Annotated in this window: 13 protein-coding genes; 10 read left to right on the forward strand and 3 right to left on the reverse strand. The window is 69.2% G+C overall.

Annotation, left to right across the window (positions count from 1 at the left end; translation table 11 throughout):
- Window positions 1-228: 228 nt before the first annotated feature.
- The gene (locus EQG76_RS17800) at window positions 229-1,266 is read right to left on the reverse strand and encodes a LacI family DNA-binding transcriptional regulator (RefSeq protein WP_159715730.1); all 1,038 of its coding nucleotides are present in this window, start codon (window positions 1,264-1,266) and stop codon (window positions 229-231) included.
- 1,233 nt (window positions 1,267-2,499) lie between these two features.
- Here EQG76_RS17800 and EQG76_RS17805 point away from each other — a divergent pair.
- From EQG76_RS17805 to EQG76_RS17825, 5 genes are all read left to right on the forward strand, one after another.
- Window positions 2,500-3,705, forward strand: coding sequence for a trans-sulfuration enzyme family protein (locus EQG76_RS17805; protein ID WP_159715731.1), 1,206 nt, complete (start codon window positions 2,500-2,502; stop codon window positions 3,703-3,705).
- A 138-nt stretch (window positions 3,706-3,843) separates the two neighbouring features.
- Window positions 3,844-5,073: an MFS transporter gene (locus tag EQG76_RS17810; RefSeq protein WP_159715732.1), complete on the forward strand. Its 1,230-nt coding sequence runs from the start codon at window positions 3,844-3,846 to the stop codon at window positions 5,071-5,073.
- Between the two features lie 141 nt (window positions 5,074-5,214).
- On the forward strand, window positions 5,215-5,574 hold the full coding sequence (locus EQG76_RS17815) for a calcium-binding protein (RefSeq protein ID WP_159715733.1): 360 nt from the start codon (window positions 5,215-5,217) through the stop codon (window positions 5,572-5,574).
- Window positions 5,504-5,785, forward strand: coding sequence for a hypothetical protein (locus EQG76_RS33530; protein WP_159715734.1), 282 nt, complete (start codon window positions 5,504-5,506; stop codon window positions 5,783-5,785). The genes EQG76_RS17815 and EQG76_RS33530 overlap by 71 nt, the downstream gene beginning before the upstream one ends.
- Before the next feature lie 2 nt (window positions 5,786-5,787).
- Window positions 5,788-6,438 carry a calcium-binding protein gene (locus EQG76_RS17825; RefSeq protein WP_159715735.1) on the forward strand — a complete coding sequence of 217 codons (651 nt, stop codon included), beginning with the start codon at window positions 5,788-5,790 and terminating at the stop codon, window positions 6,436-6,438.
- 53 nt (window positions 6,439-6,491) lie between these two features.
- Here EQG76_RS17825 and EQG76_RS17830 read toward each other — a convergent pair whose 3' ends face one another.
- Together EQG76_RS17830 and EQG76_RS17835 are read right to left on the reverse strand one after the other, a co-directional pair.
- Window positions 6,492-7,322, reverse strand: coding sequence for an alpha/beta fold hydrolase (locus EQG76_RS17830; protein ID WP_159715736.1), 831 nt, complete (start codon window positions 7,320-7,322; stop codon window positions 6,492-6,494).
- Window positions 7,323-7,467: 145 nt separating this feature from the next.
- The gene (locus EQG76_RS17835; protein WP_159715737.1) at window positions 7,468-8,283 is read right to left on the reverse strand and encodes a DeoR/GlpR family DNA-binding transcription regulator; all 816 of its coding nucleotides are present in this window, start codon (window positions 8,281-8,283) and stop codon (window positions 7,468-7,470) included.
- A 222-nt stretch (window positions 8,284-8,505) separates the two neighbouring features.
- On the opposite strand from EQG76_RS17835, the gene EQG76_RS17840 reads away from it, so the two are divergent.
- From EQG76_RS17840 to EQG76_RS17860, 5 genes are all read left to right on the forward strand, one after another.
- Complete coding sequence (locus EQG76_RS17840) at window positions 8,506-9,411, forward strand: ABC transporter substrate-binding protein (RefSeq protein WP_407925550.1); 906 nt, start codon at window positions 8,506-8,508, stop codon at window positions 9,409-9,411.
- 8 nt (window positions 9,412-9,419) lie between these two features.
- Window positions 9,420-10,451, forward strand: a complete 1,032-nt coding sequence (locus tag EQG76_RS17845) for a quaternary amine ABC transporter ATP-binding protein (protein WP_159715739.1) — start codon at window positions 9,420-9,422, stop codon at window positions 10,449-10,451.
- Window positions 10,448-12,424, forward strand: coding sequence for an ABC transporter permease (locus EQG76_RS17850; protein ID WP_159715740.1), 1,977 nt, complete (start codon window positions 10,448-10,450; stop codon window positions 12,422-12,424). The genes EQG76_RS17845 and EQG76_RS17850 overlap by 4 nt, the downstream gene beginning before the upstream one ends.
- Window positions 12,425-12,447: 23 nt before the next feature.
- The gene (locus EQG76_RS17855) at window positions 12,448-13,311 is read left to right on the forward strand and encodes a phosphotransferase (protein ID WP_200840895.1); all 864 of its coding nucleotides are present in this window, start codon (window positions 12,448-12,450) and stop codon (window positions 13,309-13,311) included.
- On the forward strand, window positions 13,308-13,722 hold a 415-nt coding region (locus EQG76_RS17860), incomplete at its 3' end, for an NAD(P)/FAD-dependent oxidoreductase (protein WP_159715742.1). The genes EQG76_RS17855 and EQG76_RS17860, both read left to right, overlap by 4 nt.

Raw genomic sequence — 13,722 nt, forward strand, 5'->3', positions numbered from 1 at the left:
GCGCCGCCAGCCCACCGCTTGCCATGCCTTTGGCCAACCAGACCCTCGGAGCAGCTCCTCGCAGGGTGGTGTAAAACCGTTCGACTGTCGGCAGCCTTGGGATCAGGCAATGCGGCAGGCCAGGCCGGATGATCGGGCGGAGTCGGATGGGCACCATCCCGACAACGGACCTCCGCGACGGACTGTCGATCCGACAAGCTCGCGGGTCCCGTCATCCGATGGTCAGGTCTAACCTTGGGGCGGCGGAGCCGTGCTGGCGCGCAGCACGAGCGGCGCGTCGAGAACCAGGTGCTCCACCGGCTGCTCGACGCGCTCACCGCGGCCGGCCAGGCGGGTGAGCAGCCGATCGGCGGCGACGTGGCCCATCTCGTGGGCGGGATTAAGCACGGCGCTGAGCGGCGGGTGGCAGAGCGCATACCAGTCCTGGTCGTCGAACCCGACGAGCGAGATCTCGTCCGGAATGCGCAGGCCGGCCCGGCGCAGCCCGACCAGCACGCCCTGGGTCATCATGTTGTTGGTGGCGAACAGCGCGGTCGGGCGAGGGGCCAGCTCCAGGAGGCGATCCACGGCGCGCTCACCGCCTTCGGCCAGAAGGTCGGCGCGTAGCACCAACGCCTCGTCATAGGCGATGCCGTGGCGGCCGAGTGCGCGCCTGTAGCCTTCCAGCCGGTGCCGGTCGAACGTGGCATCCATGGGGCCGGTGACGATCGCGATCCGCCGGTGGCCGAGTTCCAGCAGATGGCCCACCACCGCCTCGGCCGTGGCGAGGTTGTCGATCGTGACGGTGTCGGCCTCCAGCCCCGGCACGTCGGAATCGACCAGGACCACCTGCACGCCGCGCTCCTGGGCCTCGCGGAAATGCTCGGCACTCGCCGCGGAGGTCGCCGCGATCAGCCCGTCGATCTGCTTTTCCACGAGCACGCGGACCAGCGCGCGCTCGCGCTCCAGCGAATTGTCGGTATTGCCCAGGATCACGCTGTAGCCGGTCTGGGACAGGCGCGCTTCCACGCCGCTGGCGATCCCGCCGAAGAACGGGTTGGCGACATCGGCGAGCAGGAGGCCGATCGTGAAGCTCTGGCGGCTGCGCAGGCTGGCGGCGATCGAGTTCACCACGTAGCCCAGCCGCAGCGCGGTCTGGCGGACCCGCTCCGCGGTGGCCGGGGTGGAGCCGCTCTCGATTCCGGCCAGCACCCGCGACACCGTCGCCTTGGACACGCCGGCCGCCTTGGCCACGTCCTCCATGGTCGGCCGCTTGCGCCACTCCATCGCACGCTTTCCTTTTCATCCGCCACGCCCGTTCCGGCAAGCGGTTCGGCTACCAGCATATCGCGGCTGATGGCGCGGATCATCCGGAATGAAATCGGTTTAGTAAATCGGTTCCAGGCATGTGCCCGATCATGTCGTGTTCTGGGCGAACTGCACCGGCGGGGTCTGGCAGGTATGGGAAGCCCGGGCGGATGAAGCCGTAGGTGATCGCCTGGGCGAAGTGCCAACCTGGTGCGTTAAGATCATACCGATCAACAGCCCTGGCCGCGCGGAGGCCGTCCCATCCTTGTTACCCGGGCCAGGGATCAATTCGTGGGCGCGTGCTGAAGCTGCGCTGATGCTCGCCGGTATGCAGCGGCGCCCGATCTCGAGGCGGCATGGTGCCGGCAGAGCCGAAGCTGGAAGCCTCTTGTTTCCAAGTGCGACCGCGGCCGAGCGGGACCGCTCGCGGTGGAGGGGGCGGCAAGCTGCGTACCGGATACGACCGCAGCAATGTCGGGTGGCGCGCGGCCGGATGTGGGCGTGCCGGTTGCACCTCAAGATAGCCCAGGCGCTGCAAGGGGTGCGTCGCGCGCTGCTTGAAGATAGTGGTCCATCTTGCTGCGGTGTCCCGAGCCAAACGCGCCTCGCCAGCCGACCGATCACCTTCGGCTTTCGCCGGGCCCGGATCGTCGACGCCGTCGACCGCGCCGCTGAGCCGCGGACCTACTGGGCTTCACCATGATCCCCGGGGGCGGCCATCGACGGTGGGTACCTCGCGACTTCGTGACCGCTGCGCAACTTCCTGATCCAGTTGTCCGCACCGGTACCCTGATTGGCGCCTCGGAGATGCGGTTGGCGGAACGTTCGTGGTGCAGCGCGCCGCGATGGCGGGGTCGGGGCCCGGCCTTCTCAGGTCAACACCTTCGCCCTGTGGCCGGTCTTGCTTTGCTGGGCGCTCAGATGGTGCATGCACCGCTAGGAGCCGCGACTCGGCATGGCGGGTGCCAGACGGCAGTCGCTGGTGTGCAGTAAGGCCCCCTGATCTCCGCGCGCGGCCTGAGCCGCCATTCTGCGGTGCTGGCCCTGGACGATGTCGAACTGCACGTCCATGCCGGCCTAGTCGGCAGCCGGCGAGCGGGCGTCTGGCCGGCTTCTGGCCCACCTGATCCGGCACTGATCGGCAGGTCGCGCTGACGGGCCGGGGCATCGCGCCTAGACTGGCGGCATCTTCCCTTCCTGGAGACCGGTCTCTTGGCTGATTCCGCTTCCCTCGGCGACGCGACCCTGAGTCTGCATGGCGGTGCGGAGGACCGCCGGGTGGGTGCCCCCGCGGCACCGCCCCCGGTGCTGTCCACCAGCTTCTTCACCCATCCGAACGCGGTCGGGTTCGCGGCCGCCGAGATCGACGCGGCGACGCCGCATTTCTACACGCGCTGGAGCAACCCGACCCTGCAGCTCCTGGAAACGCGGTTGGCCGCGCTGGAAGGCGGCGAGGCGGCGGTGAGCTTTGCGAGCGGCATGGCGGCGGTCACCGCCCTGTTCCTCGACCGGCTGCGGGCGGGCGACCACCTGATCCTGTCCGAGGTCTGCTATGCCGGCGTGGCGGAGCTGGCCCATGCCCAGCTGGCCGGGCTCGGGATCAGGGCGAGCTTCGTCGATACGTCGGACCTGGACGCGGTGGCGGCGGCGTTCCGGCCGGACACCAAGCTGGTTCATGTCGAGACCCCGGCGAATCCCACCCTGCGCATCACCGACATCGCCGCCGTGGCGGAGCTGGCCCGCGCGCGGGGCGTGCCGCTTTCGGTCGACAGCACGATCGCGACCCCGCTCGGCACCCGGCCGCTGCCGCTGGGCGCGGACTATGTCATCCACTCGCTGACCAAATATTTGTGCGGCCATGGCGATGCGCTGGGCGGTGCCGTGATCACCAGTGCCGAACGTGCCATGTCCCTGCGCAAGGAGAGCCTGATCCATCTGGGCGGCTCGCTCTCGCCGTTCGCGGCCTGGCTGATCATGCGCGGCATGGAGACCCTGGCGCCGCGGATGGCCCTGCACGAGAGCAATGCCCGCAGGCTCGAGGCCTGGCTGGCGGAGCATCCCAAGGTCGCTCGGGTGCTCTGGCCGGGCTCGCCCCGGCACCCGCAGCACGAGCTCGCCAGGCGGCAGATGCGCAACTTCTCCAGCCTCCTGTCCTTCACCCTGAAGGAGGACAATGCCCGAATGGCGCGCCAGGTGGCGGAGCGGCTGCGGGTGATCTCGCCGGCCGTGTCGCTCGGCAAGACCAAGAGCCTGCTGTTCTACATTCCGACGGATGACATCATCAGCGCGTCCTGGCAGATGGGCGAGGCGGCGGCGGGCCGATACCGGGCGCTGGCCGGGGAAGGCGTGTTCCGCTTCTCGGTGGGGCTGGAGGACGCGGACGACCTGATCGCCGACCTGGACCAGGCCCTGGCCTGAGCCGCCGGCGCGGCGGCGGCCGCGAATGGCAGCCATGCGCACGGCACGCGCAGCCAGGAGTTGCGGCGTGCCGTGGCCTGCCGGCACAGCCGGAGCGGGTGGCCAATCTCCGGGCCACCCATCCGAGTGGATCCGAGCATGACCCGTGCGGATTGTCCGGCCGCCGCCCGCACCGGGACATCGGCTGCCTACTTCTTCGTGGCGCTGTCCATCTGCGCTGCCATCCTGAACAGCACCACGCCCTCCACCCTCTATGCCGTCTACCAGGCGCGCTGGCAGTTCGGCGCCACGACGCTGGCCGCGATCTTTGCGATCTACTCGGTGGGTACGCTCGCGGCCCTGCTGATCCTGGGCCGCCTGTCCGACCGGCTGCCCGACCGGAGGCTGGTGATTGTCCCGGCCCTGCTGGTCTGCGCCGCGGGGGCCACGATGTTCGCCCTGGCCGACAGCGTCTTCTACCTGTTCGTCGGCCGGCTGCTGGCCGGTGCCGGCACCGGTGCCGTGGTCGGCGCCGCCAATGCCGCCATGGTCGAGCTCGATCGGCGCCAGGACCGGGTGCGTGCCGCCGTCATGGCCTCGGTCGCGTTCACCGCGGGCGCGTCGCTGGGGCCGATCATCAGTGCCGCCGCCCTGCAGCTCGGCTGGTGGCCCACCCAGCTGCCGTTTGCCCTGCTGGCCTGCCTGTCGCTCATGACTACCCTGGCCCTAGTGGCGCTGCCCTGGCCGGCCACGGCACGCGAGCCTGCCACCAGCGTCGCCAACTGGCCGGAGCGCACCGGCGGCGTGCTGCCGACCCTGCGCGCGATCCGCGTGCCGTTCGTCGCCGCGGCGACCGCGCTGATCCTGGCCTGGTCGATTGGCTCGACCTTCATGGCGCTGGGCCCGACCTTCACCGCTCGGCTGTTCGACCTGAACCATCCGGCCGTCGGCGCCTTCACCGTGGCGGGCTTTCAGCTCGTGGCCGGCATCGTCCAGTTCATCTGCCGGCAGCGGGATCCGGCCAAGTGCATGGTCCGGGGTGCCGTGCTGGTGGTGGCGGCGCTGCTGGCCTGCACGGCAGGCGCCTGGATCGGCCTGCCGCTCCTGTTTGTCGGCGGCGTGCTGGCAGCCGGGGTCGGCTATGGCGCCGCGTTCGTGGGGGCGGCCGGCACGGTGAACCTGGTGGCTCCGCCCGACCAGCGCGCGACCTTCGTGTCCCTGTTCTACGTGGCCGGCTATTTCGGCAACACCATCCCCCTGGTGGCGCTGGGTGTGGTCGCCGATGGGGTGGGGCTGCTAGGCGGCCTGATCTTCCTCGCGGCGGCAGCGGTCGCTTTGATCCTGCCCCTCCTGGCCTTGGCACGCCGGCTGCGGGCGAGACGGGATTGACGCGACATGGACAAACTATTGCCAAACTGACATGAACGCCGGAGCACCGATCAAAAGCGGGCAGGCAAGTGACGGTCGTGAAGGGCTCGATGCAGGATGACGTGCTGGAGGGCACGGAGGAGCGTGACCTGATCTTCGCCCATGGCGGGCACGACCAGGTGGGGCCGGGGCGGTGACGATGTCATCGACCTCGGGCCCGGCGACGATTTCGGGCGCGGCGGCGATGGCAACGACCTGATCAGCGAGTTCGAGGGCGACGACCTGCTGGTGGGCGGTGCCGCGGCCGACATCCTGCGCGGCGGCCTGGGCAACGACACGCTGCAGGGTGGGGACGGCGCCGACACGCTGCAGGGCGGCGATGGCGACGATGCCCTGTCGGGCCAGGACGGCCATGACCTGCTGCAGGGCGGGGAGGGTGACGACACGCTGCATGGCGACGCCGGCGACGACCGGATGCAGGGGGGCGGGCAACGACCTGCTCCATGGCGGCCTCGGCAGTGACACGATCTTCGGCCAGGACGGGGACGACCGCATCTTCGCGCAGGCCGAGGAGTACGAGGTCGCGGCCGAGGCGAGCACTTTCTGTCCGGAGGTGCCGGCGACGATTTCATCGCGGCCCCCTACACGAAGAGCACCATCCATGACGGCAAGGGCGACGACGAGATCCTGCTCGGCCTGGGGGACATCTACCTGCCGTCCTTTCCTGGGATGATCGTGGATGGCGGCGATGGCGACGACCGGATGCAGGGCGGCTATGGCAATGATGTGGTCCGCGGCGGCACCGGCGACGACTATATCGACATCAAGGACGGCGACGACCGGGTCTCGGGCGGGCTCGGCGACGACATCATCTGGGGCCGGAGCGGCGACGACGTGCTCGACGTCAACATGGGCGACGACCGGCTGGTGGGCGGGAACGGCCATGACCTGCTCACCGGCGGCAGCGGCAACGACCTGTTCGCCGTCTACTTCAGCGACTGGTTCCTCACGGACCGGGAAACGAGGGTCCACCAGGCGGACGACCTGATCCTGGACTTCGCCCGCGGGCAGGACCGGCCGCAGATCACCTTCTCTGCTGAGGGCCACCCTGCCACCGGCGAGGGCGGCGGCGAAGCGGTCGTGCGCTTCCGGGACCTCGACACGGATGGCAGCGGCGTGCTGGACGGCGGCGACGCGGCAGTGTCCATCCATGCGGTCAGCCATGACGGCGAGACCAGGACGTCGCTGGTGATCGATGTCGCGAAGCTGCCCTACCAGTCCCTGGTCGCCACGCACGGCACGATCACCCTGTTCGGGGTCACCGCACTCGGTGCTGCGGACATCGATGCGACGACGCCGATGAGCGCCTTTCACCCGGCTGCATGAGACTGCCAGCCCGGCGGCCGCTCCGCCGCCGGGCTGCGCTTAAGCCCTCAGCCTCAGCCCTTGATGAACCCCAGCAGGTCCGCGTTGATCACCTCGGCATGGGTCGTGCACATGCCGTGCGGGAAGCCGTCATAGGACTTGAGCGTGCCGTTCTTCAGCAGCTTCACCGACAAGGGTGCCGAATCCTCGTAGGGCACGATCTGGTCATCCGTCCCGTGCATGACCAGGACCGGCACCTCGATCTTCCGCAGGTCCTCGGTGAAGTCGGTCTCGGAGAAGGCCTTGATGCAGTCGTAATGGGCCTTGGCACCGCCCATCATGCCCTGGCGCCACCAGTTGTCGATGACACCCTGCGAGACCTTAGCACCTTCCCGGTTGAAGCCGTAGAAGGGGCCGGCCGGGATATCGACATAGAACTGGGCGCGGTTGGCGGCGAGTGCTGAACGGAAGCCGTCGAACACCTCGATCGGCAGGCCGCCCGGATTCTTCTCGGACTTGACCATGACCGGCGGCACTGCGCCGATCAGCACGGCCTTGGCCACCCGGCCGGGCTCCGTGCGGGCGACATAGTGCGCGACCTCGCCGCCGCCCGTGGAATGGCCGACATGGACCGCGTTCCTCAGGTCCAGGGCGGCGACCAGCTCGGCCACGTCGGCGGCATAGGTGTCCATCTCGTTGCCGGTATCGGTCTGGCTGGAGCGTCCGTGGCCACGCCGGTCGTGCGCGATCACCCGGTAACCCTTGTCCAGGAAGAACAGCATCTGGCTGTCCCAGTCGTCCGCGCTGAGCGGCCAACCGTGGTGGAACATGATCGGCTGCGCGTCCTTGGGCCCCCAGTCCTTATAGAAGATCTCGGTGCCGTCCCTGATGGTGATCGTGCTCATCGGTCGATCCTTTCCTCAAGCGGGAAGTGCGATGCCATTCCGGAAGCGAATGCACAGTGCAGACTTGCAAGATTTAGTGTTGGAAGGAACCGACAAAAACCGATGGGTCGGTGGGATTACGTCCGGCGGGCGCTGCGGCCGAGGCTCATCGCGCGTCTGCCCGCGCGTGTGCGAACTCGGGTGCGGCCACGCCCGCGTCCTCCGCTGCCGTCAGCCAGACGAGTTCAGTGCCGGCCAGGCGGGCCTGCAGGGTAGCGGGTGGCGGGACGTCGCACACGATCGTGTCGACCTGCTCGAACCGGCATACTCGCACCCTGGCCCTGGCACCCAGTTTGCTGCCGTCGGCCGCGACGACCGTGCGGGCGGCGGCATCGATCATCGCCCGCGCGATCCGGGCCTCGTCCAGGTCGAAATCCATGAAGCCGTCGGCGGCATCGATCGCCCCGATCGACAGGATCGCCACATCGGCGCGGAACTGCTCGATCAGCGCCAGGGCTTCGGGACCGACGGCCGCGCCGATATCGGCCCGGAACGCGCCGCCGGCAAGATAGACGCGGTGCTCGCGCCGCCCGAGGAGGGTCCGGGCGATCTCCAGCGCGTTGGTGACGACCGTGAGCCCTCGCCGCTCCAGCAGGGCCTCAGCCACGAAGGTGGTGGTCGAGCCGCCGTCCAGCATCACCGTCTGGCCGTCCTGGATCTGCCCGGCCACCGCCCGGCCGATCCGGCGCTTGATCTCGGTGCGCTCACTCAGGCGCCGCGAGAACGGCGGTTCGGCCTGCGCCAGCGGCAGTGCCACGGCACCATGCGCGCGCACCAGCCGGCCTTCCTCCACCAGCGCCCTAGTGTGACGGCGCACGGTCTCGTCCGACACGTTCAGGTGCTGGGCCAGCTCGCTGATCGTGCAGCGGCCACGCTCGCGAAGTGTGGTCATGATCGCGGTCTGCCATTTGGTGGGGAACATGCGCCGGCCTCGTTGCGTCCGGCGCGGAAGCTGGGGCGCTGTCCTCGCGAAATCAACAAAACTGTGGTTTTCCTGTTGACCCAGGCGCCTTTGCGGGCGGACAGTTCCGGGAAAGACCGAATGACGGACGGGTGCCAGGCCCGCCACGTCCAGCGGCTCGATAAAGGGGAGGGAGAAGCTATGCTGAAGCATCTCTTGCTGTCCGCTGGCGTGGCGTTGCCGATGGTGCTCGTCGGTGGCCATGCCGGCGCGGTCGAATCGAACGACCCGATCAAGCTCACCCTGCACGACTGGACGGGCCAGCACATCACCACCCGGATCATGGGCTCGGTGCTCGAGAAGGCCGGCTACAATGTCGAATATGTCCAGGCCGACTATCTGGCGCAGTTCGCCGGATTGAAGACTGGGGACCTCCATGTCGCCATGGAGATCTGGGAGACCACCGGCCGCGAGGCGATGGACGAGGCCACCGAGACGGGCCAGGTCGAGAATCTCGGCGAAACCGGGATGCAGGCGATCGAGGAGTGGTGGTACCCGGCCTATGTGAAGGAGCAGTGCCCGGGCCTGCCGGATTGGGAGGCGCTGGCCGACTGTGCCGAACTGTTCTCGACCGCCGAGACCGCCCCGGACGGGCGCTATCTGGGTGGGCCGGTGACCTGGGGCGGGTTCGACGAGGAGCGGGTCGAGGCCCTGGAGCTGCCCTTCGTCGTGGTCCATGCCGGGACCGACGCGGCCCTGTTCGCCGAACTGGAGAGCGCTTACCAGCGCAAGGCGCCGATCCTGCTCTGGATTTATGCGCCGCATTGGGCGCCCATCAAGTACGAGGGCGAGTGGGTGGCGTTCCCGCCCTACGAGCCCGCCTGCTACGAGGATTCCGCCTGGGGCGGCAATCCCGACCTCACCCATGACTGCGCCAAGCCGCGCGGGCCCATCTGGAAGGTCGCCTGGCACGGCGTGGCTGAGAAGTGGCCGGGCGCGCACAAGGCGATCCAGGCCTTCCATGTCGAGAACGACGAGATGGGCCGGATGATCGGGGCGGTCGACCTGGACGGCAGGCCGATCGAGGCGGTGGTCGAGGAGTGGGTCTCGGCCAACGAGAGTCGCTGGAAGCCCTGGATCGGCCAGTAGGACCGGCCATGGCGGCCGCCCGCCCGGTCAAGCTCGCAGCAAGCGGCATCTGGAAGCTGTTCGCTGCCGATGGTGCGGCCCTGGACCGGCTGGGGCCGCATCCCGACGACACGGCACTGGAGCGGGCCGGGCTGGTGGCCGGCGTGGCCAATGCCAATCTGGCGATCGGCGAGGGCGAGATCTTCGTCATCATGGGCCTGTCCGGGTCGGGCAAGTCGACGCTGGTGCGCTGCCTGTCCCGGCTGATCGAGCCGACCAGGGGTCAGGTGCTGCTGGACGGCCAGGATCTGACCCGCGCCTCGCCGGCGGAGCTGATCCGGCTGCGCCGCCACAAGATGGGCATGGTGTTCCAGAACTTCGCGCTCCTGCCGCATCTGACCGTGCTGAGCAATGTCGCCTTCCCCCTGGAGGTGCAGGGCGTGGGAAGAGCCGAGCGCACGAGGCGGGCGCGGGAGATGATCGCGCTGGTGGGCCTGTCCGGCCGCGAGCACGACCTGCCGCACCAGCTCTCGGGCGGCCAGCAGCAGCGGGTAGGCATTGCCCGCTCGCTGGCGGTGGGGCCGGACCTCTGGTTCCTGGACGAGCCGTTCTCGGCCCTCGACCCGCTGATCCGCCGCGAGATGCAGAACGAGTTCCTGCGCCTGCAGGCCGGCCTGAAGAAGACGATTGTCTTCATCACCCATGATTTCGACGAGGCGATCCGGCTGGCCGACCGGATCGCAATCATGCGCGGCGGGCGGATCATCCAGACCGGCACGCCCGAGGAACTGGTGCTGCACCCGGCAGACAACTATGTCGTCGAGTTCACCCGCGAGGCACCGCGCGCCCGGATCCTGACCGCCCGCGCGATCATGCGGCCGCTGGATGACCGGATCGAGGTGGCGGGGGCGGTCGATGCCGGGGCCAAGGTCCAGGCGATCGCCGCGAAGGTCGAGTCAGCAACCAGACCCTATCTCGTCACCGAGAGCGACCGGCCGGTGGGGCTGATCGATCGCTCGGCTGTGCTGGCCGTGCTGCTGGGCCGGGAGGCGATGCGGTGAGCCTGGCGCTGGCCCGGCCTGCCGCCGGCACGCGGCCCATAAGCCCGGGCCTGCTGCTCTGGTCGCTGATCCTGGCGGTGACCCTGGCCCTGGCCCTGCTGCCGCTGCCTTACCCGAAATGGCTGTCCGAAGTGCCGCGCGCCTGGCGGCTCGGCTGGGACAAGGACGTGTCCGCCTTCCTGCCCTGGCTGGTCGAGGATGCCAGCTTCGGCCTGTTCAGCTTCCAGGAGCTCACCCGGGCGATCTCCTGGCTGCTCGCCTGGCCGCTCGAATGGGCGACCGCCCTGTTCGCAACCGGCCTCCAGCGCGGCCAGGGCTCGGCAGCGGTGCAGGTCCTCCCGCCCATGCCCTGGTTCGCCGTGGTTACGGCTGCCGCCATGCTCGGCTGGCACCGAGGCGGGCGCGGACTGGCGGTGCTGGCTGGGCTAGCCTTCCTCTATCTCGCCGTGTTCGGCCAGTGGGCCAGTGCGATGGTGACGCTGGCCTCGATCGCGATCGCGGTGCCGCTGGGCGTGGCGGCCGGCCTGCTGATCGGGATCGCCGGCTTTCGCAGCCGCAGGGTGGCCGCCCTGATCACCCCGCTGCTCGATCTGATGCAGACCGTGCCGATCTTCGCCTATCTCGTGCCGATCCTGTTCCTGTTCGGCTTCGGCCCTGTCGCGGCGACGCTCGCCACGGTGATCTACGCCATGCCGCCCATGGTCCGCATCACCATGCAGGCTCTGCACGCCGTGCCGCAGGAGGTGAAGGAGTATGGCGTGATGGCCGGCTGCACCCGGCACCAGCTCACCTGGAAGGTGTTGGTGCCGGCAGCACGGCCGAGCCTGCTGGTGGGCGTCAACCAGGTCATCATGCTCTCGCTCAACATGGTGATCATCGCCTCGATGATCGGGGCGGGCGGGCTCGGCTACGACGTGCTCACCGCACTGCGCCGGCTCGACATCGGCGGCGGCCTGGAGGCGGGGCTCGCGATCGTGCTGCTGGCGGTGGCCCTCGACCGGCTGAGCCGCGCCACGCACGAGCGGGCTCCGGGGAGTGACCGTCGGTTCTGGATCCTGTTCGCCCTGACCCTGCTGGGCCTCTATCTGCTGGGCCTGCTCCTGCCCGGCATCGCGCGCTACCCAGAGGCCTGGACGCTTTCCACCGGGCCGTTCTTCGCGGACCTGGTCGGCTGGATCAACGTCCACTTCTTCGACACGCTGGAGGCGATCAAGACCGCGATCGTCCTGAACCTCCTGGTGCCGGTCCGGCGCTTTTTGACCGAGCTGCCCTGGCCCTGGGTGGTGCTGGTGACGGCACTGGCCGGCTGGCGCCTGGGTGGTCCGCCACTCGCCCTGCTGCTGCTGGGGTTCGGCCTGTTCATCGTGTTCAACGGCCAGTGGCAGAACGCCATGCTGACCGTCTACCTGTGCGGCGTCTCGGTCCTGGTAGCGGCGCTGATCGGCATTCCGCTCGGCATCTGGGGCGGCCTCAGCCGGCGGGCTTGGCGGGTGCTGGAAGTGGTGATCGACACGCTGCAGACCCTGCCGAGCTTCGTCTACCTGATCCCGGTGGTGATGCTGTTCCGGGTGGGCGACTTCACCGCGATGATCGCAGTGGTGCTCTACGCGCTGGCACCGGCGGTCCGCTACACCGCGCACGGCATCCGGCAGATCCGGCCGATGCTGATCGAGGCCGGCACGGCGGCCGGCTGCACCAACTGGCAGCTGCTCTCCCGGATCCGCCTGCCGCTGGCGCTGCCGGAGATCATGCTGGGCCTCAACCAGACGATCATGCTGGCGCTCTCCATGCTGGTGATCACCGCCCTGGTCGGCACCCGCGATCTCGGCCAGGAGGTCTATGTGGCGCTCACCAAGGCCGATACCGGCAGGGGCGTCATCGCGGGCTTATGCGTCGCGTTCATCGCGATCACCGCCGACCGGCTGATCCAGACGGGCGTGGCGCGGCTCAGGGCGAGGGGGGCGGTCGCGTGATACCGGATGAGGCCGCAGCATTCGTGGCCGCGCTGCCGATCTGGCGGGGATCGGTGACGCCCGAGCCGTTGGGCGGCGGCATCACCAACCTGAACTTCGTGGTGGCCGATGCTGGCCGCCGCTTCGTGGTCCGGGTGGGCCACGACATCCCGCAGCACGGGATCGTGCGCGCCAACGAACTCGCGGCCAGCCGTGCGGCCGCGGCGGCGGGCCTGGCACCCGCCGTGGTCCATGCGCAGCCGGGCATCCTGGTCCTGGACCATGTCGCGGCCCGGCCGTTTTCGGTAGAAGACGTGCGCGATCCGGCCAATCGCGAGCGGCTGGTGGCGCTTCTGCGCGACTGCCACCGCCTGGTGCCGCTCCATCTGCGTGGTGCCGGCTTCATGTTCTGGGTGTTCCACGTCCTGCGCGACTACGGGCACACCCTGACGGAGGGGAACAGCCGGCACCGCCGGCACCTGCCCGCGTTCGCGGTGCTGGCCGATCGGCTGGAGCGCCTGGTGCAGCCGGTCGAGATCGTGTTCGGGCACAACGACCTCCTGCCGGCCAACATTCTGGACGACGGTCGACGGCTCTGGCTGGTCGACTGGGAATATGCGGGGTTCAACTCGCCGCTGTTCGACCTGGGCGGGCTCGCCTCGAATGCGGAGATGGACCCCGGCGAGGCGCTGGCCCTGGCGGAGGCCTATCATGGCCGGCGCCTGACTGAGCGTGAGCTGGTGCAGGCCCAGGCGATGGCCGTCGCCTCGCTGCTGCGCGAGACCATGTGGAGCATGGTCTCCGAGATCCACTCGACGCTGGACTTCGACTATCCGGCCTATACGGCCGCCAATCTCGCGCGTCTCGAGGCGGCGGTGGCCGCGCTCGACGCCATGGAGCGGGCATGAGCGAGCTTCCTTCCAGTGCTGCGATCGTCGTGGTCGGCGGCGGGATCGTGGGCGCTTCGGTGGCCTACCATCTGGGCCAGATGGGGGCGGGCGAGGTGCTGCTCCTGGAGCAGGCTCGCCTCACTTGCGGCTCCACCTGGCATGCCGCGGGTCTGGTCGGCCAGCTGCGCAGCAGCGCCAACATCACCCAGCTCCTGGGCTACTCGGTGGCACTCTACGACCGGCTGGAGCAGGAGACCGGGCACGCCACCGGCTGGAAGCGCAATGGTGGGCTGAGGCTCGCCTGCAATGCTGAGCGCTGGACGGAGGTACGCCGCCAGGCCACCACCGCCCATTCCTTCGGCCTGGAGATGCACCTGCTCTCGCCGAAGGAGGCGCAGGAGCTGTGGCCGCTCATGACCGTCGACGACG

It is taken from the genome of Geminicoccus flavidas, assembly GCF_009806515.1.
Lineage (GTDB): Bacteria > Pseudomonadota > Alphaproteobacteria > Geminicoccales > Geminicoccaceae > Geminicoccus > Geminicoccus flavidus.

What these genes read in the sequence shown, in the direction of transcription:
- EQG76_RS17800 (WP_159715730.1), bottom strand. Translation starts at nt 1,266, where the DNA reads ATGGAGTGGCGCAAGCGGCCGACCATGGAGGACGTGGCCAAGGCGGCC.
- EQG76_RS17810 (WP_159715732.1), top strand. Translation starts at nt 3,844, where the DNA reads ATGACCCGTGCGGATTGTCCGGCCGCCGCCCGCACCGGGACATCGGCT.
- EQG76_RS17815 (WP_159715733.1), top strand. Translation starts at nt 5,215, where the DNA reads ATGGCGGGCACGACCAGGTGGGGCCGGGGCGGTGACGATGTCATCGAC.
- EQG76_RS33530 (WP_159715734.1), top strand. Translation starts at nt 5,504, where the DNA reads ATGGCGACGCCGGCGACGACCGGATGCAGGGGGGCGGGCAACGACCTG.
- EQG76_RS17830 (WP_159715736.1), bottom strand. Translation starts at nt 7,322, where the DNA reads ATGAGCACGATCACCATCAGGGACGGCACCGAGATCTTCTATAAGGAC.
- EQG76_RS17835 (WP_159715737.1), bottom strand. Translation starts at nt 8,283, where the DNA reads ATGTTCCCCACCAAATGGCAGACCGCGATCATGACCACACTTCGCGAG.
- EQG76_RS17840 (WP_407925550.1), top strand. Translation starts at nt 8,506, where the DNA reads ATGGTGCTCGTCGGTGGCCATGCCGGCGCGGTCGAATCGAACGACCCG.
- EQG76_RS17845 (WP_159715739.1), top strand. Translation starts at nt 9,420, where the DNA reads ATGGCGGCCGCCCGCCCGGTCAAGCTCGCAGCAAGCGGCATCTGGAAG.